16 protein-coding genes are annotated in these 23,618 nt (G+C 71.1%); 3 read left to right on the top strand and 13 right to left on the bottom strand.

Annotation, left to right across the window (positions count from 1 at the left end):
• Nucleotide 1: 1 nt before the first annotated feature.
• From EGX94_RS06445 to EGX94_RS06420, 6 genes are all read right to left on the bottom strand, one after another.
• On the bottom strand, nucleotides 2–1,252 hold the full coding sequence (locus EGX94_RS06445; protein ID WP_021798240.1) for a beta-ketoacyl-[acyl-carrier-protein] synthase family protein: 1,251 nt from the start codon (nucleotides 1,250–1,252) through the stop codon (nucleotides 2–4).
• 338 nt (nucleotides 1,253–1,590) lie between these two features.
• The gene (locus tag EGX94_RS06440; protein WP_021798241.1) at nucleotides 1,591–2,634 is read right to left on the bottom strand and encodes an NAD-dependent epimerase/dehydratase family protein; all 1,044 of its coding nucleotides are present in this window, start codon (nucleotides 2,632–2,634) and stop codon (nucleotides 1,591–1,593) included.
• 168 nt (nucleotides 2,635–2,802) lie between these two features.
• Complete coding sequence (locus EGX94_RS06435) at nucleotides 2,803–5,046, bottom strand: MMPL family transporter (protein WP_021798244.1); 2,244 nt, start codon at nucleotides 5,044–5,046, stop codon at nucleotides 2,803–2,805.
• A 755-nt stretch (nucleotides 5,047–5,801) separates the two neighbouring features.
• Complete coding sequence (locus EGX94_RS06430) at nucleotides 5,802–7,286, bottom strand: MFS transporter (RefSeq protein WP_021798246.1); 1,485 nt, start codon at nucleotides 7,284–7,286, stop codon at nucleotides 5,802–5,804.
• 163 nt (nucleotides 7,287–7,449) lie between these two features.
• Nucleotides 7,450–8,907 (bottom strand): CCA tRNA nucleotidyltransferase, encoded by a 1,458-nt coding sequence (locus EGX94_RS06425; protein ID WP_226906080.1) that lies wholly within the window; start codon nucleotides 8,905–8,907, stop codon nucleotides 7,450–7,452.
• 54 nt (nucleotides 8,908–8,961) lie between these two features.
• The gene (locus tag EGX94_RS06420) at nucleotides 8,962–10,302 is read right to left on the bottom strand and encodes a mechanosensitive ion channel family protein (protein ID WP_021798245.1); all 1,341 of its coding nucleotides are present in this window, start codon (nucleotides 10,300–10,302) and stop codon (nucleotides 8,962–8,964) included.
• A gap of 556 nt (nucleotides 10,303–10,858) precedes the next feature.
• Here EGX94_RS06420 and EGX94_RS06415 point away from each other — a divergent pair.
• Nucleotides 10,859–11,752 (top strand): fructose bisphosphate aldolase, encoded by an 894-nt coding sequence (locus EGX94_RS06415; protein WP_021797310.1) that lies wholly within the window; start codon nucleotides 10,859–10,861, stop codon nucleotides 11,750–11,752.
• A 118-nt stretch (nucleotides 11,753–11,870) separates the two neighbouring features.
• Here EGX94_RS06415 and EGX94_RS06410 read toward each other — a convergent pair whose 3' ends face one another.
• Together EGX94_RS06410 and EGX94_RS06405 are read right to left on the bottom strand one after the other, a co-directional pair.
• Nucleotides 11,871–13,100, bottom strand: a complete 1,230-nt coding sequence (locus EGX94_RS06410; RefSeq protein WP_021797307.1) for a L,D-transpeptidase — start codon at nucleotides 13,098–13,100, stop codon at nucleotides 11,871–11,873.
• A 473-nt stretch (nucleotides 13,101–13,573) separates the two neighbouring features.
• Nucleotides 13,574–14,245 (bottom strand): IMPACT family protein, encoded by a 672-nt coding sequence (locus EGX94_RS06405; RefSeq protein ID WP_021797300.1) that lies wholly within the window; start codon nucleotides 14,243–14,245, stop codon nucleotides 13,574–13,576.
• 50 nt (nucleotides 14,246–14,295) lie between these two features.
• Here EGX94_RS06405 and EGX94_RS06400 point away from each other — a divergent pair, with 50 nt between their 5' ends.
• Entirely contained in the window at nucleotides 14,296–14,805 is a 510-nt protein-coding gene (locus EGX94_RS06400; protein ID WP_021797309.1) for a nitroreductase family protein, read from the top strand.
• Between the two features lie 76 nt (nucleotides 14,806–14,881).
• On the opposite strand, the gene EGX94_RS06395 is transcribed toward EGX94_RS06400, so the two are convergent.
• The 4 genes from EGX94_RS06395 to EGX94_RS06385 form a co-directional block, all read right to left on the bottom strand.
• Nucleotides 14,882–17,941, bottom strand: coding sequence for a glucosaminidase domain-containing protein (locus tag EGX94_RS06395; protein WP_021797302.1), 3,060 nt, complete (start codon nucleotides 17,939–17,941; stop codon nucleotides 14,882–14,884).
• Between the two features lie 265 nt (nucleotides 17,942–18,206).
• Nucleotides 18,207–18,362 carry a hypothetical protein gene (locus EGX94_RS13385; protein ID WP_192962702.1) on the bottom strand — a complete coding sequence of 52 codons (156 nt, stop codon included), beginning with the start codon at nucleotides 18,360–18,362 and terminating at the stop codon, nucleotides 18,207–18,209.
• A gap of 557 nt (nucleotides 18,363–18,919) precedes the next feature.
• Nucleotides 18,920–19,885, bottom strand: coding sequence for a dTDP-glucose 4,6-dehydratase (gene rfbB / locus EGX94_RS06390; protein WP_021797311.1), 966 nt, complete (start codon nucleotides 19,883–19,885; stop codon nucleotides 18,920–18,922).
• A gap of 20 nt (nucleotides 19,886–19,905) precedes the next feature.
• Nucleotides 19,906–20,427: a GtrA family protein gene (locus tag EGX94_RS06385; RefSeq protein WP_021797313.1), complete on the bottom strand. Its 522-nt coding sequence runs from the start codon at nucleotides 20,425–20,427 to the stop codon at nucleotides 19,906–19,908.
• 100 nt (nucleotides 20,428–20,527) lie between these two features.
• Between EGX94_RS06385 and EGX94_RS06380 the strand changes: the two genes are divergently transcribed.
• Nucleotides 20,528–21,496 carry a glycosyltransferase gene (locus EGX94_RS06380; RefSeq protein ID WP_021797306.1) on the top strand — a complete coding sequence of 323 codons (969 nt, stop codon included), beginning with the start codon at nucleotides 20,528–20,530 and terminating at the stop codon, nucleotides 21,494–21,496.
• Between the two features lie 70 nt (nucleotides 21,497–21,566).
• On the opposite strand, the gene EGX94_RS06375 is transcribed toward EGX94_RS06380, so the two are convergent.
• On the bottom strand, nucleotides 21,567–23,585 hold the full coding sequence (locus EGX94_RS06375) for a DUF6541 family protein (protein WP_043121198.1): 2,019 nt from the start codon (nucleotides 23,583–23,585) through the stop codon (nucleotides 21,567–21,569).
• Nucleotides 23,586–23,618: the final 33 nt, after the last annotated feature.

Raw genomic sequence — 23,618 nt, 5'->3', positions numbered from 1 at the left:
GTCAGTCCTCCCAGCCTGCCATCACGAGTGCCATGTTCGATCCCCCGAATCCGGTCGCCGTCTTCAGCGCGTAGTCGCATCGGGTGACGGGGCGCGCCTCGTTCGGCACGCAGTCGATGTCGCACTCGGGATCGGGGGCGGAGTAGTTGATGGTCGGTGGAAGGATCTTGTCGACGAGGATCATGCCCAGGCACACCAGCTCCAACGCGCTCGCTCCCCCGAACGCATGGCCGATCATCGATTTGATGGAGCCGATCGGCACATCGGTCCGGCCCAGCGCGTCCGTGATCGCCCGGACCTCCGCCCGGTCGTTCTCGCGGGTGCCGGTCCCGTGGCAGCTGACGTAGTCGATCCGGTCCGGAGCGATGGACGCCTCGGCGAGGGCCTGCCGGATGGCATCCGCCCAGCGGCTTCCGTCGTGGGAGGGACGCACCATGTCCTCGCCGTCGGATGTCGCGGCGTAGCCGATGATCTCGCCGTAGATGCGCGCGTTCCGCGCCAACGCCGAGTCCAGGTCCTCGAGGACGAGGAATCCGGAGCCCTCGCCGAAGACCATGCCGTCCCGATCGGCGGAGAACGGCTTGCAGGCGCGGGCGGGATCGCCGGTCCACCGGGACGTCGCTCCGATGATCTGGAAGCTCATGTAGTTGGTGATGGCGATGGGGGCGTCGCAGCCTCCGGCGAGCGCCACCGTCGTCCGGCCCTCCTTGACGTCCCGGAAGCCCAGCCCGACCGATTCACCACCGGCATAGCAGCTGGTGCTCACCGAACGCATGATCCCATCGGCGGAGAAGCGGTGGGCGATCAGATCGGGCCAGGCCCCCGGGCAGAAGGCGTGCGCGAGCGAGAAGTCCGGGAGCGGGGTCCGGGTGAGATGCGAGACGGCCATGTCGGTGGCGCTCAGAATCCCGGCCGTCGTCGTTCCCAGGTAGACGCCGAACCGGTCGTTCGGGATCGTCTCCCCGAGGGCGGACCCCAGCCGGGCGTCGTCGAACGCCTCCTGGGCCGCGACGAGGGCGAACTGCGTACCGCGGTCGGTCAGGTGCGCGTAGGCCTCGGCCCCGGGGAGCGCCGTGGTGAAGTCGAAGTCCTGGAATTCCGCTCCGAGCGGCGGGGAGGACATCTCGTACCCGGCCAGTGAGCGCAGGCTGTCCACGGCGCTCCTGCCGCTCACGACGGAGCGCCACAGCGTGCGGGCCCCCAGCCCGTACGCCGACACGGCCCCCACACCGGTGATCACGACTCTGTGCATTTCATCAGTTCCTCTTCGTTCGATGGGTGATGCCCCGCCGGAAGGCTGTTCTCGGCGGCGCGCGGCGTCAAGGGGTTCTTGGCGCCGCCGTCTGCCCGGGGCCCGGCCCTCAACTGCGCAGCGCGCACCCGGCGCCGGCGCGGAGGGGTTCTCCCGGGCACGGCAGGGCCCGGACGGCTCCGGTCGATCATGGGACTCGGCTGCGTCGGGCCGGACGGCATCCGGTTCGCTCGGCGGCCCGGGCGGAGCCGGGAGGTCCGTCCGTCGATGCCGCGGACGGGTCCCGCCGGCGGGTTCATGGGCGGTCCGCCCGGTGGGCGCGGTGACGGGGCCGCCGACTACTCCTCCACCGGTGACTCCTCCCGGCCGGCTCCCCGCGGAACGGCCGCGCCGTTCTCCAGCCACCGTACGGTTCTCCCGAGGCCCGCCACGAGGTCGAACTCCGGGGAGTAGCCGAAGTCCGTGCGCGCCTTCCCGCAGGAGCAGATCCAGTAGTTCGTCGTCATCCACCGGACGTCCCGCGGCGTCAGCGGCGAGGTGAACCCGAAGATCCCGGCAAGGGCGTCGAGCACGTGGGAGGCCCCCAGCAGCGGGGCCCGCGGGAGGCTTCTCCGGGGCGGTTCCAGATGGTACGCCCCCGCCACCGCATCAATGATCTCCTGAAAGGTGTACGGCCGTGCGTCGGAGAGGAAATAGGTTCTTCCCACGGTGTTCTCCGACTGGGCCGCGTCGATCATTCCGCGGGTCAGGTTCTTGACATAGCAGAAATCCGACAGATTCCGGTGGCGGCCGGGGATGAGCAGCGGCAGGCCGTGGCGGGACGACTTCTCGATGAGCTCGAAGAAGGGCTGCCAGTTCCGGTCGCCCTCGCCGTATGTCATGGCGGATCTGATGATGACCACGGGGCTTCCCGTCTCGGCGCGGTGCCGGAGCGCGGCGACCTCCATGTTCGCCTGGCAACGGCCGTAGTTCGTGAGCGGTCTCAGCTCGCTCTCCTCGGTGAGGGGGAGGCCGTCCCTGGAGGGCCCGGTGGCCGCGATCGAACTCTGGATGACGATGCGTGAGATCCTCGTGTCCAGCTCGGCCGCGGACAGGATGTTCGTGGTGCCGAGCAGGTTCTGCGAGTAGGACTCGTAGCTCCGGTGGGAGCTCGGGTGCTCGCTCTCGGCGAGGTGGAAGATCGTGTCCACCCCCGAGCTCGCATTCCGGACGGAGTCCTCGTCGGCGGGCGCGCCCGGGTGGACGGCGACCGCTTCCGGGAGCAGTGCTCGCGCGCCCCGGGCGTCTGGTGCGAGGACCCGGACGTCGTGCCCCCGGTCGAGGAGGTCCTCCACCAGGCTCCTGCCCACGAATCCGGTTGCGCCCGTGATCAGTGCTCTCATCGGTCTTTCCTTTCGGCGTGCGGGTCAGCGGATCCCGCGTCCCGGGCAGGGCCGGGGTCGGTGCACCTGCTCTCGGCTGCCCGGGGAGCGGGCGTTCGTGGGACGCGGCGTCCGCGGAGGTGGGATCTGCGCGCGGCCTTGCGGACAGGAGGGCCGTCGTGCGGCGGTTCAGTTCTCCTGGCGGAAGTGGTCGTAGAGCCCGGCCAGCGGTTTCGGCGCCCACCAGTTCCACTGGCCGAGCACGGTCATCGTCGCCGGCACGAGCAGCAGCCGCACGAGCGTCGCATCGGCGGCGACCATGATGGTCAGCCCCACCCCGAGTTCCTTGATGGAGATCATCTCGCCCGAGACGAAGCCGAGGAAGACGGCGATGATGATCGCGGCGGCCGAGGTGATGATGCGGCCCGAGCGCTGCAGCCCGCGGGCCACGGCCTCGTCGTTGTCGTACCCGGCCCGCCAGTACTCGCTGATGCGGGCCAGCAGGAAGACCTCGTAGTCCATCGCCAGGCCGAAGCCGAAGGCGGCCAGGCAGGCCACGATGAAGGTCTGCAGCCCGGGTGTCCTCGGCAGCCCGAGGTGCCCGCCCTCGAAGAGCCAGGCCGTGGCGCCGAGCGAGGCGACGAGGGAGAAGCCGTTGATGACGAGCGCCTTGAGGGGGACGACGAGCGAGCCGGTCATGCAGAACAGCAGGACGAGGACCGCCACGACGATGATGAGCGCCGACCAGGGCGCCCGATCGAGCATGGCGTTGATGAAGTCGGTCTGCTGGGCCGCCGCCCCGCCCACCCAGAACGGGTGGTCGGCGGTCATCGCGCGGATCCGGTCGACGGCGTCGACGGCCTGCTGGCCGACCGGGTCGTCGACGTCCATGAGGACGCTGATGAGCGTCATGTCCTCGTGGCCGGGCAGCGGCGCGGCCGTCACATGGGTGACGTCGTCCATGGCCCGGATGTCGGAGACGAGTCCGGCCGCTCCGGTCGTGTCGGTCTGGGCGACGATGCTGATCGTCGGGGTGGCCAGCGCCGGGTAGTCGTCCTGCACGATGTCGTAGCCGGTGCGCACGGAGGAGTTCGCGGGCATGTACTCGACGATGTTCGTCCGCATGTGCAGGGAGGCGACAGGGCTCGCCATGATCGACAGGGCGATGGCGATGACGACCATGATGATCCACGGGTGCGCCACGACCCGGCGCGACAGGCGGCTGAAGAAGCCGTGGTCCGACGAGGAGTCGCCGATGGCGCGCATCACCCGTCTGATGCCCGGCACCCGGCTCAGCGGGCTCGGGCGCACCAGATGGGATCCGAGGAGCGTGATGATCGAGGGGACGAGCGTGACCGTGCCCAGCACGGCGAGCAGTGCCACGATGGCCGCCCCGGCGGCGATCGTCTTGAACATCGGGGTGCGCAGGACGAGCAGGCCGGCGATCGAGCAGGCGATGGTGAGCGCCGAGAACGAGACGGTGCGCCCCGCGGTGGCGACCGTGCGCACGACGCAGCGTCGCACGAGGTCCTTCATCGCCTCGCCGACCGGCGGTTCACCGCCCCCGTCGCCGGACTCCGCGAGCTCGTTCGCGAGCTCCTCGCGGTAGCGGCTGACGAACAGCAGCCCGTAGTCGATCGACAGGGCCAGCCCCAGGATCGAGATGACGTTGAGGATGAACGAGTGCACATCGAGGACGAAGGTGAGGCACCACAGCGCGCCCATGCCGACCAGGATCGAGACGATCGCGTTGACGAGCGGCAGGCCGGCGGCGAGCAGGCCGCCGAAGATGAGGATCAGCAGGACGAGCGCGATCGGCAGGCTCACGGACTCCCCCTGGGCGAGGTCCTCCTGGACGAGCCGGCCGATGGAGTCGCCGATGAGCTCCGTGGACACCGCGTGGGCATTCGCATCGGGCGCGTGCTGGCGCAGCGCGTCGAGATAGGCGCCCTCGGCCGTTTCGGCCACTCGGTCGTTGGCGGCCTGGGAACGGTCGTCGTCGAGGCCCGCGGCGAGCGTGACGAGTTCCACGTAGCCGTCGCCGTCGGCGGACAGCAGCGCCCGGGCCTGCTGCGAGGCGGGGTCGGGCATCGAGAAGGCGTCCTGCACCGAGGCGACGTCCTCGAGACCGGACAGGGTGCTGCGCGCCGTCGACACCGCGGCGGCGAGCCCCGCCGGGTCGGCGTGCATGTCGACGCCCTCGACGACGACCGTCACCGTCTCGCCATCGGTCCCGTCGGAGTCCGTCAACGAGGAGACCTGTTCGGACTCGGTGTCGGGGGTCGGGGCGTTCGTGCTCGTCAGCCGCTCGAAGAGCCCGCCATGCCCCAAGCCCTGGAAGGCCAGGCAGGCCATGGCGGACAGCAGCAGCGCCCAGGCGACGACGAACACCACCGGGCGCCGGGAGACGGCGCGGCCGATATATGTGAACATGGATCTCCTCGGTCTGGTCGGTCTGGTTCTGGGCGGGCGCACGGCCGGGCGTCCGTGCGAGTCCCGGATCCTCAACGGTCGATTTCGTCGTGCTGTCAGAACCTCGTGCGCCAGGCGGCGAGCTGCGGTTCCACGGCGAATCCTTCACCGGGGAGGGGGTGGGCGGGTCGTCGGATGGCAACCGGATTCCGGCTTGTCCATGCGGCCGATACGGGAACCTACAAGGCGTTTTCGGACGGGTCAAGGTTCCGTCGGGGGCCCCGCATTCCGGTAGGGGTGGATTCGGGGTTGCAATGACTTCAACGACGGTGTTGACTGAAAGTTTTTCCCGCTCGGCCAGGAGAGCGGAATCCCACGTGCGGAGCGGCGCGGACGAATTCCTGCGATTCCTGCTGGAGCGGACGGGAACCGGGCCGGTGGAGGCCGTGCGAGCGGGGCCCGGACGCCTGCCGTCGGAATACCCAGGAAACTCACAGCAATTGTCGGGATGAGCGCGTGCTCAGGGGATGATCAGGGGTGCGGGACCGGTCGCGGATGCCGCGGACGGCGCTCGTGGATGGCGCGGCGGGCGACGACGCGGCCGCGGCGAGCCGGTCGTGCCCCCGTCCCGTCACCTGCCGGCGCTCGGCCCCCGTCGGTCGGCTCCGGTTCACCGACCTGCCGCCCTGCCCCGGTACGGGACGGCGGGGGGCCGGAGCCGTTGCGACGCGCCGGGAGCGCCGGGCCCGGTCCTGCGGCCCCGCGCCGCACGGCGTTCACGCCGCGTCCGGAGCCGGGGGAACGCCCCTGCCCAGGGTGACCCGGTCGAAGACGGCCAGCGCCGTCGAGACGACGATGAACACGGTGATCGCCGCGTAGGAGCCGGTCAGCGCCGCGGCCCATCCGGTGGACAGCATCGAGTAGAAGATGGCGGTGGTGACCGCGTTGCCGACGGCCGTGGCCATGCGTTCGGTGGTGGACTTCACGCCGCCGGCCACGCCGCCCTCGGTGGAGGGGATCTCGCTCATCGACAGGGTCTGGTTGCAGCCCGTCATGCAGCCGCTGCCGAAGCCGATGAGGGTCAGCGGGAGGACCAGCCACCAGAAGCGGACGTGGGCGGTCTCGATGAGGCGGGCGGTGACGGCTGCGCCGACCACGCCGACGGTCATGCACGACAGCCCTGCGATGACGATGGTGCGCCCCTTCGCGAGCGCCATGCGTCCGGTCAGGAGCGAGGTGACCGCCGTGACGACCGCGTAGGGCAGGCCGAGGAGGCCGGTCGCCAGGGCCGAGACGTCCATGCCGTTCTGGAGGAACAGGGCGGCGAGGATGAGAACGGAGGTGCTGCCGAGGAACTGCGTGCCGCTGATGGCGGTGGCGTGGGTGAAGGAGCGGTGGCGGAACAGCGCCAGGTCGACCATCGGCTGGCGGCCGCGGGCCTTGTAGGAGCGCTCCCAGCGCACCCACAGGAGCAGCAGGGGGACGGCTGCCGCGAGCAGGCCGAATGAGACGCCGGTCTTGAGGATGAACGGCAGCATGATGCACAGCACCGCCGTCATGAGCAGGGCGACGGCGAGCGGGTCGAGGTCGAGGCGCCGGGCCCGCGCCGTGCCCTCGCGCCGCGCCCGGGCCCGGCGCCGCTCGGTCTCGAAGGGGAACCACCGCGTGGCGAGGGCCGCGCCGAGGATGCCCAGGGGGAAGGTCCAGATGAAGGAGGCGCGCCAGCCGATGTCGGGGCCTGCCGCCCTGATGATGAGACCGGTCAGCAGCGGGCCGGCCGTCACCGACGCCGAGATGACGAGGCCGAAGATGCTGAACGCCTTGGCGCGGGCCTGGCCCTTGAAGTACTGCTGGATCATGCCGGTCGTCTGGGGGTTGTAGACGCCGGCGCCGAGGCCCTGGACGAGCCGGGCGAGGTTGAGCATCATCGGGCTGGTGGCCAGGCCGCAGGCGAGCGAGCCGAGGCTGAAGATCGCCATGCCGGTGATCCACACCGAGCCGCGGCCCAGCGCATCGCCGATGCGGCCGGCGGCGACGAGGACCATGCCGAAGGCGAGGGCGTAGCCCGAGAGCATCCACTGCACGGAGGCGTCCGAGGCCCCGATCGAGTGCTCGATGGTCGGCAGGGCCACGCTGATGGACGAGATGGCCATCACGGCCATGGCGAGCGGGACCATCAGCACGGCGAGCACCTTGATGCGATTGAAGACACGGGACTGGCCCTCGACGTGGATGAGATTGTTCTCGGCGGTGAGGGGCATGGCTTCCTCCGTCATACCGGTGTCGGCCCGGCGTCGGCACGCGTTGCGTCGTCCCGGCCCGTCCGGTCGCCGGCTGGGCGGCGGAGGATCCGGCAGGGTCGTGAACAGTATGTATTCTTGCCGAAAAAACGTCGTTCTCTAGGGCGTTCGCAGTATGGGACGCTCAGCGGGGCCGGGCCGCCCACCACGCCCGCAGCGCCTCGGCGGCGCGCTCGGCGCCCAGCGGGCCCTCGTCCATGCGCAGCCCGAGCAGGTAACGGTAGGCCGTGCCCACCTCGGGGCCTGGGCCGATGCCGAGCACCTCCATGATCTGGTTGCCGTCCAGGTCGGGGCGCATCGCGTCGAGCTCCTCCTGGGCGCGCAGTTCGTCGATGCGGGCCTCGAGCTCGTCGTAGGCGCGGCGCAGCCGCTCGGCCTTGCGCCGGTTCCGGGTGGTGCAGTCGCTGCGGGTGAGGATGTGCAGGTGCTCGAGCTGGTCGCCCGCGTCGCGGACGTAGCGGCGCACGGCCGAATCGGTCCAGTCCTGCTCGCCGTAGCCGTGGAAGCGCAGGTGCTGCTCGATGAGCTGGCAGACGGCGTCGACGACGCTCCGGGGGTAGTGCAGGGCCCGCAGGCGCCGGCGGGCGAGCTTGGCGCCGACGACGTCGTGGTGGTGGAAGGTGACCTTGCCGCCCTCGAGGGCGCGGGTCGCGGGCTTGCCGATGTCGTGCAGGAGCGCGGCCAGCCGGATGACGAGGTCGGGCTCGTGGTCGGGGTCGGGGCGCCCGTCCTTGCAGTCGCGGGCCTTCTCCAGCGCGATCGCTTGGTCGAGGACGGTGAGGGAGTGCTCGAAGACGTCCTTGTGGCGGAAGTGCTCGTCGCGCTCGAGGCGCATGGCCGGCAGCTCGGGCAGGACGACGTCGGCCAGCCCGGAGGCGACCATGAGGGTGAGACCGGGCCGAGGGGCGTCCGACAGCAGCAGCTTGCTCAGCTCGTCGCGCACCCGTTCGGCCGAGACGATCGCGATGCGCTCATGCATGACGGTCATCGCGTTGAAGGCGGCGGGCTCCACGGTGAAGCCGAGCTGTGCGGCGAAGCGGGCCGCGCGCATCATGCGCAGCGGGTCGTCGCTGAAGCTGACCCGAGGAGCGCTCGGCGTGCGCAGCACCCCGGCGGCGAGATCCCTCAACCCGTCGTGCGGGTCGACGAAGACCCGGTTCACGACGTCGACGGCCATCGCGTTGACGGTGAAGTCGCGGCGCACGAGGTCGTCGGTGATGTTGTCGCCGAAGGCCACGACGGGCTTGCGGGAGTCGGGGGAGTAGGCGTCCGCCCGGAAGGTCGTGATCTCGACGACCCAGTCGCGGCCCCCGGCGCTCCGGGAGGCCCCGATCGTGCCGAACTCCTTGCCGATCGACCACACCGAGCGGCTGAAGCGGCGGAGGATCTCCTCGGTGCGGTCGGGCCCGGCCGAAGTGGTGAAGTCGAGGTCGTTGCCGAGCCGGCCGAGCAGCGCGTCGCGCACCGAGCCGCCGACCAGGTAGAGCTCCTCGCCGGCCTCGTCGAAGAGCCGGCCCAGCTCGTCGACGAGCGGTGCGGTGCGCAGCAGCTCGGCGACTGCGCGGCGCTGGACCTGCGACAGGGCGGCGGTGGAGTCGGACACGTCGGTCCAGTCTAGCCGCCGCGCCTTCGGCGCTCAGCGGTCGACGCGGGGCAGCTGGTGGGTCGAGTCCGCCGGGCCGGCCGACGCGTCCCCCGCCCCCTGGGCACCGGACCGGTGAGCGTCGGGCCGGTCGGACGGCCCCTGGGAGCCGGTCCGGTCCGAGGGCGCCGTGGCGCCGGAACGACGGCCCTTGCGGCGGCGCTTGGTGCCCTCGGCGACGGACGCGGGGTCCAGGGCGATCGTCTTGTCGGCGGCCATGTTGCGGCCGCTGTCGCCGGCCGAGACCCAGCGCACCCGTCGGTCGGCCGAGTCCTCCAGCCACTCGCGGGCACCGGTGAGGGTCTGCGACGGCGCGGGCGCCTCCTGGCCGGAGGCCGGCGCAGGTGTCGGGGCGACCGACCCGGGCGCCGTCGCGGGGGCCTGGGCGGCCTGCTCGGCGCGGTGCTCCTTGGCCGCCTTGCTCAGCGGGTGGCGCCGCTGCCCGGACTGGGGCGACGCGTTCGTGTCCTTCTCGGACGTCAGGGGCAGGATCGCCCGGCGCGGCGTGCGCATGCCCGCCCTGCGCATCGCCGCGAGGATGCGGCTGCGGATCTCGCGCTCGACGTCCCACTGCTTGTTGGCCGGGCAGGAGATGAGGATCTGGTAGACGGCCGCGTTCTCGTCCAGCGCGTTGAGGCCGAGCACGCTCGGGGCCTCGAGCATCTGGTTGTGCCAGTCCGGCTCGGCGTCCATGCGGGCGCAGGTGCGCCGCAGCAGTTTGATGACGGCCGCCGGGTTCTCGTCGATGCTCACGGGGATGTCGATCGTCGACTTCGAGAAGCCCTGCGAGATGTTGCAGACGGTGGTGATCTCGCCGTTGCGCAGGTACCAGACCTGGCCGTTGAAGTCCTGCACCTCGGTGACCCGGAAGCCGACGGCCCGCACGGTGCCCTTGATGTCGTCGACCTTGACGATGTCGCCCACGCCGTACTGGTCCTCCATGATCATGCAGATGCCGTTGAAGAAGTCCTTGACCAGGCTCTGCGCGCCGAAGGCCACCGCGATGCCGACGACGCCGGCCGAGGCGATGGCCGGCATCACGTTGATGTTGATCGAGTTGAGCACCGTGAGCACGACCACGATGATGATGAGCACATCGGTGATCGACTTGAGCACCGTGCCGAGCGTTCGGGCCCGCTGGGCGGCGCGGTTCGCGTTGATGCCGTCGGTGGTGATGTCATGACCGGCCCGCTCGGCCCGGTGCTGGCCGGCGTGCTTGATGAACTGGTCGATGAGACGGCGCATCACGAAGCGCGTCACGACCGCCAGAGCGATGGTGACGATGATCTCGATGAGGGTGTTCGGCCAGACGAACTCGATGTCCAACGGCAGCACTCAGGTCCTCCTGGAACGGCTCGACGAGGCGGGCGGACGATCGGCCCACCGCATCCATTGTGACGCGGCGGACCGGGGACCGGGTGCGGCGGCCCGCGGTGGGGGGACGAACCGGGCGGGCCTGCGCCCGTGGGCGGGGTCGGCCCGGCCCGCGCTCGCCCCGAAGGGGCCCCTCCAGGGGCGGGGTCCGCCGCGTCGCGCGGCGCCCCGGGGCGGATGGACTCGACTCCGATCTCCCAGTATCCAGCCATCTAGAAATTTTTCTAGAGCTGATGAGAGTGACGTACAGGCACCTGCCGCGCCGCCGCCGGCGGGGGCGCGCCGGTCACGGGCCGGATCGGGACGAGCGCTCCGGTCCGCGTCCCCACGACCGCCTCGTCCGCTTGTCCGGGGCCGGATCCCCGGCGGTGGAGGACCTCGGGGACGGACGTTCCCGGGGACTCCCGGTCGGGCGGTCTCGCGCGTAGGGTTGTCCCATCGGCGCCACGTACCATCGGCGCCACGTAGACGTCGGCTCCACCGGCGGAGCCGGATCTCACCCAGCACGGAGGTCGACATGAACATGAACCAGCAGCAGCGAGAGCGCATGGGCAGCGGTCGGGGCTTCATCGCGGCACTCGACCAGTCGGGCGGCTCCACGCCCAAGGCGCTGCGCCTCTACGGCATCGACGAGAGCGCGTGGAGCACCGAGGAGCAGATGTTCGACCTGGTGCACCGGATGCGCACCAGGATCATGACGAGCCCCTCGTTCACGAGCGAGCACGTCCTCGCCGCGATCCTCTTCGAGCGCACGATGGACAGCACCGTCGAGTCCGTCCCGACGGCCCGCTTCCTGTGGGAGCGCAAGGGCATCGTGCCGATCCTCAAGGTGGACAAGGGCCTCGTGGACGAGGCCGACGGCGTGCGGCTCATGAAGCCGATACCCGCCCTCGACGAGCTGCTCGACCGGGCGGTGGCATGCGGCGTCTTCGGCACGAAGATGCGCTCGGTGATCGCCGGCTGCAACGAGGCCGGCATCAGGGCCATCGCCGCCCAGCAGTTCCGGATCGCCCAGCAGATCCTGGCCAAGGGGCTGGTGCCCATCATCGAGCCCGAGGCCGACATCCACGCTGCGGACCGCGAGGCCTCCGAGCGGATCCTCCACGACGAGCTGAGGGCCGGCCTTGACGAGCTGCCCGAGGGCCGGCAGGTGATGTTCAAGCTGTCCATCCCCGTCGAGGACGATCTCTACGCCGACTTCATCGCCGATCCGCGCGTCCTGCGCGTCGTCGCGCTGTCCGGCGGCTACACCCGCCAGGAGGCCTGCGAGCGCCTGGCCCGCAACAGGGGGATGATCGCCAGCTTCTCGCGCGCCCTGACCGAGGGGCTGTCGGTGAATGACACCCCCGAGGAGTTCGACGCGAAGCTCGGGGCGTCCATCGAGCAGATCGCGGCGGCCTCGGCCACCTGATCCGCTCCGGGCGCCGCAGCGGGCAGACGGTTCCCGGGGCCTCGTGGCCCGGGAACCGTCTGCCCGTGACAGCCGATGCATCCTCCTGCCCGTGACCGCAGGGTCCCGGGCAAAGGGGTCACAGGGCGCTCTGCTTCTGCCAGCCGTCCCAGTCGTAGGTCCAGCAGCCGATGCCGTCGCCGGGCTGGAAGGCGAGGTAGGCGCCGCCGGGCGTCGTGCCGTTGAAGACGACGGGGTCGCCGATGTGGGTGACGCCCATGAGCCATGCCGCGTCGTCCGGGCTGAGGTTCGTGCAGCCGTGGCTCGTGGGAGCGACGCCCTGGGAGCCGACGGACCAGCTGGCCGAGTGGAGGAATTCGCCGCTCCAGGTGATGCGCTGGCAGTTCGGCACCTCGGTCTTGTAGCCCTCCGCCGAGTCCGCCGGGACGCCGTAGGTGGACGAGTCCATGGTGAAGGTGTCGTACTTCTGCATGATCACCTTGGTGCCGCTGTAGGTCTCGTGCCCCACCTTGCCGGTGCTCACCGGGCAGGTGCGCAGCAGCGAGCCGTCCTGGTAGACGTCCATGTGCTGGGAACCGAGGTCGCAGACCAGCTCGACCTTCGTGCCCGCGATGGAGATCGAATAGTTCGTGTCGTCGGCCAGGTACTGCTGGTCTCCGACCTTGACGCCGGCGAAGGCCAGATGGACGTCGACGGTGGTGCCGGGGGCCCAGTAGTCCTTCGGGCGCCACATGAGGATGCGGTCCTCGACCCAGCCCCACGAGCCGGGCTGCTCGGGGGTGACGGTGACGCTGGCCTGCTTCTCGATGGCCGCTCGGTGCTCGGGCAGGTCGATCGTGTCGGAGAACTGGACGTAGACCGGCATGGCCACGCCGAGATCGCTCTGGGAGTAGACGGGCTCGTAGACGAGGGTTTCGACGGAGGCGGTGGTGATCTTCTGGGTGAGGGTCGTCTCCTGGTTCTGAAGGGTCATGACGTCGACGGAGACCGTGTACTCGGTGCCGGGCCAGAAGGCGCGGTCGGGTTTCCAGGTGGTGTCGTCGAGCGTTCCGGTGAAGGCGACCCCGTCCGGGCCGGTCGCCTTGACCGAGACGGCGGAGCCGTTGGCGACGGTGACGGTGAGCGTGTCATCGGGCAGGACGGCGTCGGTGCCGTGCGCGCTGGTGACTGTGACGGTGGGGGACTCGGTGCCCGTGGGTGTGCTGCTGCCCTTCGCCGAGCCGTTCTGAGAGGGGTCGGCCGAGCCGCCGGCGCACGCCGCCAGGCCGAGCGCACCGGCTCCTGCGGCCGCTGCGACGATGACTCCGCGACGGGTGAGACGCGGATCAGTGTGCTGGGTGGTGGGCATCCAAACTCCGAATCGATGGTTCTCCCGAGCCCGCCGGCGCTGCGGCTGTGCGGCACGGTCGCATCCCGGAACGACCCGGGCGCACTGCCAGTGATGATAACCCGCCGACATGTCAGCAGGGCCCCGTTTCGAGAGCGCTTATTGAATGTTCACCCAAGGGGTGAATTCCACGCCCCGGGAGGGGGTATTTCTCAGCAAAAATTCAGCATGTTTTAATGAAACACGAGTGCTTCGCTCCGGGTTCTGCGGTGCATCCGCGGTGCATTCGATGCGCCCTGGCGACGCGTTCCGGTCCTGCACGTTCGGGGAGGGCGCTGCCCGAGGAGGCGGATCAGGGGCGTGATCCTCGACGCCGGGAGGGAACCGGGGCGCCGTGCCGCCCGGGGCGCGGGGGAGCTGCCGTACCGGGGCGACCAGCCTCACCCCGGCGCGGTCCGGGGCACGGGGTCGGTGCGCAGGCCGGTCCTGCACGTTCAGGACGATGGCAGCGGACGCGGCACCCAGCGCGTCCCGGCGGGCTCGGTGCGGGCCGCCCCCGAAGTGAGTGCGGCGATCGTTCCGACGGCACGGTCGGCGGCGTCCGCGGGGCAGGCGATGCGCACGACCGGGCCGGCCGGATCGTCCCAGCTGGTGCCCATGACGTCGAGATCGCCGGCGCGCAGGACCGCCTCGAGGCGGCCCGCGTCGGCCGGGGGCAGGTGGGCGTCGAGGAGGGCGCAGCGCTCGTGGAGCAGCATCGGGACCAGGCGCAGGGCCTGTGCGACGGTCCCCCCGTAGGCGCGGGCCAGGCCCCCGGCGCCGAGCTCGACCCCGCCGAAGTAGCGCACGACGACGGCCAGCACGTTCGACAGATCGGCCCGCCCGGTGGCGGTGACGTGGCTCGTGAGGGCCTGCATGATCGGGACGCCGGCGGTCCCGGCGGGCTCGCCGTCGTCACTGGAATGGGCGCTGTCGCGTCCCGGGCCGAGCAGCTGGGCGCTGCAGTGGTGCCGTGCGTCGTGGAACTCGTGGCGCAGCTCGCCCAGACGGGCGCGCGCCTGCTCGTCGTCGGCCACGGGGAACAGGCAGGCGATGAACCGCGAGCGCCGGATCTCGACCTCGTGGCGGCTGGGGCCGACGGGCGAGACGTAACGGTCTGCGGGCATGGGCCCATCCTGCCATCGACGTGAGGCCGGCATGCGGTTAGCGTGGTGTCATGAACGAGATGACTCCCCTTCTCGCCGGGCGATGGAGCCCGCGAGGTTTCGACCGGACGCATGTGGTGGGCTCCGGGCAGATCGAGTGCATGCTGCAGGCCGCGCGCTGGGCTCCGTCGGCCATGAACCGCCAGCCGTGGGCCTTCGTCGTGGGACGCCGCGGGGACCGGGTCCACGAGCGCCTCGAGGGGCTGGCCCGGGGCCTCTCCGACTGGGCGCTCGGCGCGTCCGCGCTCGTCCTGGCCGCCTACCGCACCGAGGGCGACGAGCCCGACTACGCCCTCCACGACCTGGGCGGAGCGGTGGCGCACATGAGCGTCCAGGCCGAGGCCATGGGGCTGCACGTGCGCCAGTTCGCCGGCTACGACCACGAGGGGGCCCGTACCGCGTTCGGCATCGACCCGCCGTGGACGCCCGTCGTCATGCTCGCGGTGGGCATTCCGGGGCCGGGGACGAGCCCGGCCGGGCGCGAGCGCAAGCCCATCGGCGAGCTCACGCCCTGGCAGTGACCGGCGGGCGCACCACGATGACGAGGCCGGCGGGTCCCGGGGAACGGTCTCCTGAAGGGCCTGCCGCGCGGACCGGTCAGATGTCGTACTGGTACAGGTTGTAGGCGTTCATGAGGTTGATCACCTTCTGCGCGTAGTTCGGGTCGGTCGCGTAACCGGCCCGCGCCACCTCGCGGATGAACCGGTCGGGGTCGTCCGTGTGGGCGAAGGCGCCCCCGTAGCGGCTGTTGTGCGTGAGGAAGTAACCGTGGTCGAGGAACGAGTCCGTCCGCGAGCCGTAGATGCGGAAGCTGCTCGAGATGATCTGGTACGACGAGTGGAGGTACTCGCCGCTGCCCATGTTGATGCAGCCGCTCTGGTAGGGGCTCGAGGTGCTGCACTTGATGCCGAAGTAGTTGTTGTACCGGCTCGACAGGGTGCTGCCGCCCCAGCCCGATTCGAGGATCGACTGGCCGAGCGCCACCGAGACGGGCACGCCGTACTGCTGCGACTCGGCGACTGCCGCAGGCAGGGCCTGCCGCAGGTAGTCCTGCTGGGTCGGGGTCAGCCCCGAGGAGTTCATCGTGATGGTCTCCGTCCTGCTCCCGTTCGCGGTCCAGATGATCGCGCCGCCCTCGAACATCTGGTACGAGCCCGTGCCCGTCGCGATCTCGTCCGATGTGGGATAACCGAGCGGGCCCTGCTCCCAGTTCTGGGACGCCCACCTCTCGCCGATGGCGCCGTGCGTGGCGTGCGCCCCGGCGGCGGACGTCCAGTGTATGGACCCGTCCTGGTAGGTCTGGTAGCAGCCGCCGTTGCGGAGTCCGCAGATCTCGTTGGTGGTGGGGTAGCCGAGGGGCCCGTTCTCCCAGCCGGTCGCCCGCCACTCGTCGCGGATGGCGCCGCGGGTGGCGTGGGCGCCGCTGCCCGGCGACCAGTGGATCTGCCCGTTCTGGAAGTTCTGGTAGCAGCCGCCGTTGCGGAGTCCGCAGATCTCGTCGGTGGTGGGGTAGCCGAGGGGCCCGTTCTCCCAGCCGGTGCGGCCCCATTCGTCGCGGATGGCGCCGTGGAGCGCGTGGGCGCCGGTGGTGGACGTCCAGTTGATGGAGCCGTTCTCGAAGTTCTGGTAGCAGCCGCCGTTGCGGAGTCCGCAGATCTCGTCGGTGGTGGGGTAGCCGAGGGGCCCGTTCTCCCAGCCGGTGCGGCCCCATTCGTCGCGGATGGCGCCGTGGAGCGCGTGGGCGCCGGTGGTGGACGTCCAGTTGATGGAGCCGTTCTCGAAGTTCTGGTAGCAGCCGCCGTTGCGGAGTCCGCAGACCTCGTCGGTGGTGGGGTAGCCGAGGGGCCCGTTCTCCCAGCCGGTCGCCCGCCACTCGTCGCGGATGGCGCCGCGGGTGGCGTGGGCGCCGCTGCCCGGCGACCAGTGGACCTGCCCGTTCTGGAAGTCCTGGTAGCAGCCGCCGTTGCGGAGTCCGCAGACCTCGTCCGAGGTCGGCAGCCCGAGGTAACCGTGCTCGTAGCCCAGGGACACGTACTCGTTGCCGATGCCGCCGCGGACCGTGTGCACCGCTCCGTCGGGCGAGGCGAGGATCGAGCCGTGCGCGAAGTTCGTCTGGCGCCCGCCCCGGACGGGGTGCTCCATCTCGTGGACGACGCCGTAGGTGCCGGACTCGCCGCCTGCGGCCCGCCACGTGTCGTAGATGGTCGAGTAGGTCTTGCCGTTGACGCGCGCCGCGACGGCGTTGCGTATCTCGGCCATGCGGTTCGTCACGTTCGTGCCCGGGCACTCGGTGCTCATGACGTCGCCGTGGCGGAAGATGACGTTGATCGTCCGGCCTCCGAGGGTCACGGTGCCGAGCGGGTTGAGGTAGTTGTTGGCGATCTTCCAGGCGATGACGTCCTCGAGCGAGGTGAGCATGGGGCCGGAGGGCTGCGCCGTGTTCGAGTTCATCATGAGGCTGATGCCGACGGTCTCCCAGTTCCAGGTGGTGGCGTGCGCGCCGTGCACGGGGAAGGTGGCGCCGCCGCCCTTGCCCTCGAAGACCTGGCCGTACTTGTCGACGAGGAAGTTGTAGCCGATGTCGCACCAGCCCAGCGTCACCTCGTGGTAGTATTGGATGCCGCGCACGATGGACGCGGACTGGCCGGCCGAGTAGTCGTTGCTGCCGGCCGTGTGGTGCACCGCGACGGCCCTGATCGTGTCGGAGTTCGCCTCGCAGCCGTCCTGGGCGATGGCGCCCCACCGGCTGCGGGTGATCATGGTCGGCTGGGGCACGGAGCCGTTCGCCGCGAGCGGTCGGGCGGCCGTCGCGGGACCGTTCACCGCGGCGGCGGTCGTCGCGGTGGTCGGATCGGAGCCGCGGGCCGGCGAGTCGATGAGCACCGCCCGCATGCCCTCGGCGGTGCCGCCGGGCCTGCTGGTTGCCTGCACCTCGACGGCGGTGGAGTCCTCGACGTAGATGACGCCGGTGGCCCGCTGCTCGGACTCCTCCTCGTCGGGGGTGACGTCGTACCACTCGCTCCAGCCGGAGGCCGTGAGGGTGCGCACGTGCACGCCGAGGTCCTCGCCGCTCAGGGCCGTCCACGTCACCCCGACCATGGAGAAGCTGCCGGCCTCGTCGGTCCGGATGTCCTCGAGGACGGTGGTGCCGTCGGCGGCGGTGGGCGCGCCGGTCGCAGGGGCCGAGGGGGTCTCGGACGACGGGGCGGGGGCCCGGCCGGCGGTGGCGTCGGACGACGGGGCGGAGGACGGGGCCTGGTCCGCCGGGGCCGACGCGGAGGGGACGGCAGCGGCGCTGCTCTCCGCGCTCCCGCCCGGGGCCTCGCCGGCCCGGCCGGAGACCGTGATCTCGTCCGAGGGGTTCTCGACGGTCGTCGAGGTGACCTGGCCCGCGCTGTTCGTTGCGGTGACGACGGCCTGCGCCGTCTCGATGTTCTCGAGCGGCTCGGAGCCCCCGGCCGGGGCCTCGCCGGCCCGGCCGGAGACGTCCTCGGCCGTGCCCGCGGGGCCGTTCGGCGCAGAACTCGGGGATGGATCCTGATCGGCGGGCCCCGCCGTGGGATCGGCCGATGCCAGTGGTGCCGCCATCATGGTGAGGGCGGCGAGGGCCGCGAGGGACGCCGCCCACCCGTGCCGCAGAGTTGTCCTGCCCGACATGTGACTCCTTGCTCGTGCTTCGTGGAAGGATGCCCTGCCGGGGGTGGTGCCGGGCCACGGGTCATCACAGTCGACGTTCCGGGGCGTACGCAAGGCGAGGGCCCCAACCCTCAGGTGGGGGTCAAGACACCCGCTGGGCCACGATCGGGGGAGGACGGGCGGCCGCCGCCGGCGACGAGGACGCCTGACGGGAGCCTCTCGGGGACGGGACGCCTTCCGGCCCACCGGTCCCGCGCCGCCCCCGGAGCGCGGGGCGCCGCCGCTCTCAGCCGGCCCGGTGCACGCCGACGAGGTGGATCGCCGCCCCGGCCGGCGGACCGGTGAACAGGGCGATGCACGCCCGCACCGGGAGCGCGAACGGCAGGAGGAGCAGCAGGGCCGACACGAGCGCCGGCCGGCAGCCGGCCGGCGCTGAAACCATGTACGGGCGTTCGCCGCCACCGTCGCCGTGCCCGTCAGCGTGGTGACGGCCAGTGGCACGGCGGCGATCGTCAGCCCGGCGAAGGTGGCGCCGGCGGCGACGAGCCAGACGATGTGCGGCATCGAGTCCGGCACGAGGCGGCGGGCCCCACCACGGGCCGGCGAGGGCGGACAGCGCCGCGGTGGCCGTCGAGAGCACCAGGGCCGCCCGGGGCACCGGCACTCCGGGGTCGGCGGCGCGCCCGGGCCCGTGGGGGTTCACGGCCCGGGTCGTCTCGTTCTGCAGGCCGTTGACCACGCCGTAGACGCCGAACAGCAGCGCCAGAGGACGATGAGCGAGGCGTAGCCGGCGTCCCCGTCCCCCACGAGGCTGCGGGCGGCGGTGATCATGATGGGCAGGGTGGAGACGGCGGCCGAGCCGGACGCCACCAGGATGTCGGGACCAGGATGCCGGGCGTGCGGCCCCTGCTCGGACCGATGCCGCTGCGGGCGGGCTGGGCGGGGCCTGTGGGCACGGCTGGAATCGTCGTGGCTGCGGGGCGTCCCGGCGGCGTCCCCTCAGACCGGTGAGGGCTCCCACCACTTCCGGTTGGCCCGGTACCAGTCGATCGTCTCCGCGAGTCCCGCGTCGAAGTCGCGGTGGACGGGCTCCCAGCCCAGTTCGGCGCGGGTCGCGGAGGGGTCGAGGCCGTAGCGCAGGTCGTGGCCGGGCCGGTCGGGCACGTGGTCGACCTCGTCGGGGTCGTGGCCCATGAGGGCGAGGATGCGCCCGAGCACGTCTCGGTTCGACAGCCGGCAGTCGGCGCCGATGAGGTAGGTCTGGCCGATGCGCCCCGACTCGAGGATGCGCAGCACCGCCGCGTTGTGGTCGTCGACGTGGACCCAGTCGCGCACATTGCGCCCGTCGCCGTACAGCCGGGGCCTGCGCCCGGTGAGCAGGCGCGTGACTGCGTTGGGGATGAACTTCTCGACGTGCTGGCGCGGTCCGTAGTTGTTCGAGCAGTTGCTGATGGTGGCCCGGATCCCGAAGCTGCGCACCCAGGCGCGCACGAGCAGGTCGGAGCCGGCCTTGCTCGACGAGTAGGGGCTCGACGGCCGGTAGGGGCTCTCGGGGGTGAAGAGCTCGTTGCCGTCGAGCGGCAGGTCTCCGTAGACCTCGTCGGTGGAGATGTGGTGGTAGCGCACGTCGTGGGCGCGGACGGCCTCGAGCAGGCTGAAGGTGCCCACGAGGTTCGTGTGGACGAAGGGCCCGGGGTCGGCCAGGGAGTTGTCGTTGTGCGACTCGGCGGCGAAGTGCACGACCGCGTCGGCCCGGGCCACGAGCGCGTCGACGAGCCCGCGGTCGCAGACGTCGCCGACGACGAGCTCGACGCGGTCCTCGGGGAGCCCGGCCAGCGAGGCGGGGTCGCCCGCGTAGGTGAGCCTGTCGAGCACCGTCACCGTGTGGTCGGTGCGCTCCAGTGCCCGGTGGACGAAGTTCGACCCGATGAAGCCGGCGCCGCCGGTCACGAGCAGATGAGTCATGGCCCGCTCCTCCGGGGCCCCTACCGGCCCCCGGCGCCGGCCCGGGCCTCGGCCTGCGCGTCGTCCGGGAAGACCCAGGCGCGGTAGGTGACGTAGCGGAAGACGGTGGCCAGCGCCTGACCGATGAGGGTGCCGGAGATGTTGTCGGACAGCCAGCTGTGCAGGCCGAGGACGTAGCGTGAGAAGCCGAGGCAGAGCTCCTGGAGGCCCATGGCGATGACGTTGAGCACGACGAACGCGAGCAGTCGGGCGCCGGTGACCCGCGACTTGCGGGAGTTGAAGGTCCAGACCTTGTTCCCGATGTAGGTGAAGACCGAGGCCACCGCGATGGCGATGAGCTTGGCGACCAGCGGCTGGTCGAACATCGGGCCGTGGTGGCCCGGCCACGGCCGCGCATAGGTGAGCAGGTTGAAGGTGAGGTAGTCGATGACGAATGCCACGCCGCCCACCGCGAGGAACTGCAGCCCGGCGACGAGGTGCTCCTGCAGGAGGCTCCGGGCCGGGTCCCGCTCGGCGGGCCGGGACTGGTCGAGGGAGGTCACCCGCCCACTGTACGTGGCCCGTCCCGGAGCCCGCGGATGTCTGCGCGATGCGCGGCACGGCATGCGGGTGGGGGACACCCCCTCAGGGTACGATCATCGCGTGAACGACACGGTGAAGCGCCCGGCGGCCGCCTTCGAGAACATCGAGGACCTGCGCATCGCGGCCATCGTCCCCTGCTACGACGAGGAGGCGGCCATCGCCAAGGTCGTCGCCGATCTGCGCGCGGCCGTGCCCCCGATGGAGATCTACGTCTACGACAACAACTCCGACGACAACACCTCGGCCGTCGCGGAGGCCGCCGGGGCGGTCGTCCGCTTCGAGGAGCGCAAGGGCAAGGGCAACGTCGTGCGCCGCGCCTTCGCCGACATCGACGCCGACGTCTACGTCATGATCGACGGCGACGACACCTACGACACCGCGGACCTGCCGGCCATGATCGGGCTGCTGCTCAAGGGCCCCTACGACCATGTGCTCGGCTGCCGCCAGGACGACGCCGAGGACTCCAAGTACCGTCCCGGCCACGCCGCCGGCAACCGGATGTTCAACCGCTTCGTCTCGTGGATCTTCGGTGAGCGGGTCACCGACATGCTCTCGGGCTACCGCGTCTTCTCGCGGCGCTTCGTGAAGAGCTTCCCGGCCACCTCGCGCGAGTTCGAGATCGAGACCGAGCTCACCGTGCACAACATGAGCCTGCGCGTGCCGAACGCCGAGCACCCCTGCGGCTTCCGCGACCGCGCCGAGGGCACCGAGTCCAAGCTCAACACCTTCAGCGACGGCTTCAAGATCCTGCACCTCATCATCAGCCTGGTCCGCCACGAGCGCCCCGTGTTCTTCTACGGCATCTGGTCGGCCCTGTGCGTCCTCGTCGGCCTGCTCGTCGGCGTCCCCGTCATCGCCGAGTTCAGCCGCACCCACCTCGTGCCGAAGCTCCCGTCGGCGCTGCTGGCCACGGGCCTCGTCCTCATCGGCGTCGTCCTGTGGATGCTCGGCCAGATCCTCGAGGGCATCAGGCGGAACCGCCACGAGGAGGCGCGGTTGGTGTACCTGCAGTACCCGGCCCCGCGCTGAGCCCCCGTCCGCGGCCGCCGCGCCGGGGGACCGGAAGGCCCCGCGCCCGGCGTCCCGGACCCGAGCGGTCTCAGCCCTGGCAGGCGGTGATCCGGTACAGGCTGTTCCCCCGGCCGTCGCTCAGCACGAGCTCGAAGCCCGGCGTGCCCTCGTCGACGGTCAGGCCGGACCAGTTGCCCTCGTCGACGCCGATGAACGGCAGGCCCGGCGCCTGCGTCCCGTTGAGCGCGTTGCGGTCCATGACGAGCGCGTACTCGATGTCGTACGTGCGCAGGACCTCGCACGTCGCCGGCGAGTCGGCCGCCCTGTTCAGGTCGTGGCGCACCGTGTCGATGTCGCTCGTGGGCTGCCCGATCCAGTTCGCGTCGTAGTCCCTGAAGAAGACATTCACGTGGAAGAGGGAGTAGGCGTAGGCCGAGCCGTCGTAGGGGTAGTTCGCGACGCCGGTCCCCTGTGGGACGACCTGCGAGACGCGTTCGAGGAACGCGTACTCGTCGTCCTGGAACCCCGTCTGCTGGCTCGGGACCGACTCCCCGCGCAGCAGCGCGCGCTGGGAGGTGAGCCCCCCGCCCGCGCACGTGAGGCCCGCGACGAGCACCACGGCGACCGCCTCCAGCCCCATGCCCGCCTGCGGCAGCCGGGACGACAGGGAGCGCGCCCGTGCGCACAGCCATGCGATCCCCAGGCACGCGAGGGGGACGGCCATGATGGGCGAGGCGGCGAGCAGCCGGTTGCTGTCGTGGTACCAGAACCCGGTGAGGACGTCTCGGAAGGTGCTCGTGGTGCTGCTCGTCAGGACGTAGAGGACGCCCACGAGGACCCACGAGGCGACGAGCCAGTGCAGGTGCCGGTGCAGGGCCCGGACGATCCCCGCGAACACCAGGGCGCAGAGCACGTACTGCGCGGGCCCCCGGTCGTTCACCCCGAATGCCGCGTAGACCCCGATCGCCTGCGCGTCCGTCTGGAAGGGAGGCCACTCGAAGCTGACGGTGCGGTGCAGGGCGGGCCTCGTGTAGAGGAAGCGCCAGACGGCGGCGATGCACAGGACGAGGGCGACGCTGATGGCCGTCGGCAGGACCAGGCCCCTCCGCTCGCGGACGTCCGCCCCGGACCACCGGAAGATCTGCTGGACGAGGAGGGGCAGCGCGATGACGACGATGGTGAACGCCGAGTTCGGCTGGGCCAGCCCGATCCCGACGAGCCCGACGAGCAGGACGACGACCATCGTGAGGTGCTCGCGGGGAGGGACGCGCAGCCGCGTCAGATGGCCCGCGAACAGGCCGATGAAGGACGGCAGCAGCGCGTACGAGAGGAAGTTCGAATAGAGGACGCCGTAGACGACGAAGTGGTAGGGGAAGGCGGCGAACAGTCCGCTGAGGCCGAGGGAGAGCAGTACCCAGCGGCCCCGGTGGCCGAGGAGCTCGCAGCTGAGGCCGAGGATGGCGAGCGGCCACACGAGCACGAGGATCGTCGTGCAGCTGGCGGCCACGGCGACCGGGATCGAGGTGCCGGTGGTCTGGACGACCAGCGCGACCATGTCGTGCCAGGCCGCGGGGTACAGCGTCGACCCCGCGGTCCGGTCGACCATCGCGGACGTGAGGGTCGACCCGTTGCCGCTCTCGACGATGTGCGCGATGACGGAGAAGTGGAAGGGCGTGTCGTACGGCTGCGGGAAGTTGTCCGGGCCGCGCACCGGCCGCGCGTACTCGAGCACCCACACGGCGATGCTGAGGAGGAAGCCGACGGAGTAGGCGACGGCGATCCTCGGGATCCTCGCGCGCCCGTTGCGCGCTGCGCCTCGGGGGTCGTCCCCGCGCGGTGGGCGGGGCAGCAGGCGGGCCAGCAGCCGGATGACGAGGAGCAGCACGATGCAGGCCAGGATCCCCAGCCCGATGTTCGTGAGGGTGAAGCCGATGCGCGCCTTGCCGTACACGACGGCGAGGAACGCGACGAGAGCGGTGGAGACCATCGGGGCCGGGTAGACGACCCGGATGCCGCGCATCCCGATCGCCGCCAGGGCGAGGATGCCCGGGACCATGTACAGGACGATGGTCAGGAGAAGTGGGGGGACCATGTGAACCCAGGACATCTTCCGATCTTTCTGCCCGCGCCGAGGCGCCCG

Source organism: Propionibacterium acidifaciens, from assembly GCF_003798325.1.
In the GTDB taxonomy this organism is placed as follows: domain Bacteria; phylum Actinomycetota; class Actinomycetes; order Propionibacteriales; family Propionibacteriaceae; genus Propionibacterium; species Propionibacterium acidifaciens.
Note: the sequence above shows the minus strand (reverse complement) of the source record. Positions and strands in the feature narration are given on the sequence as shown.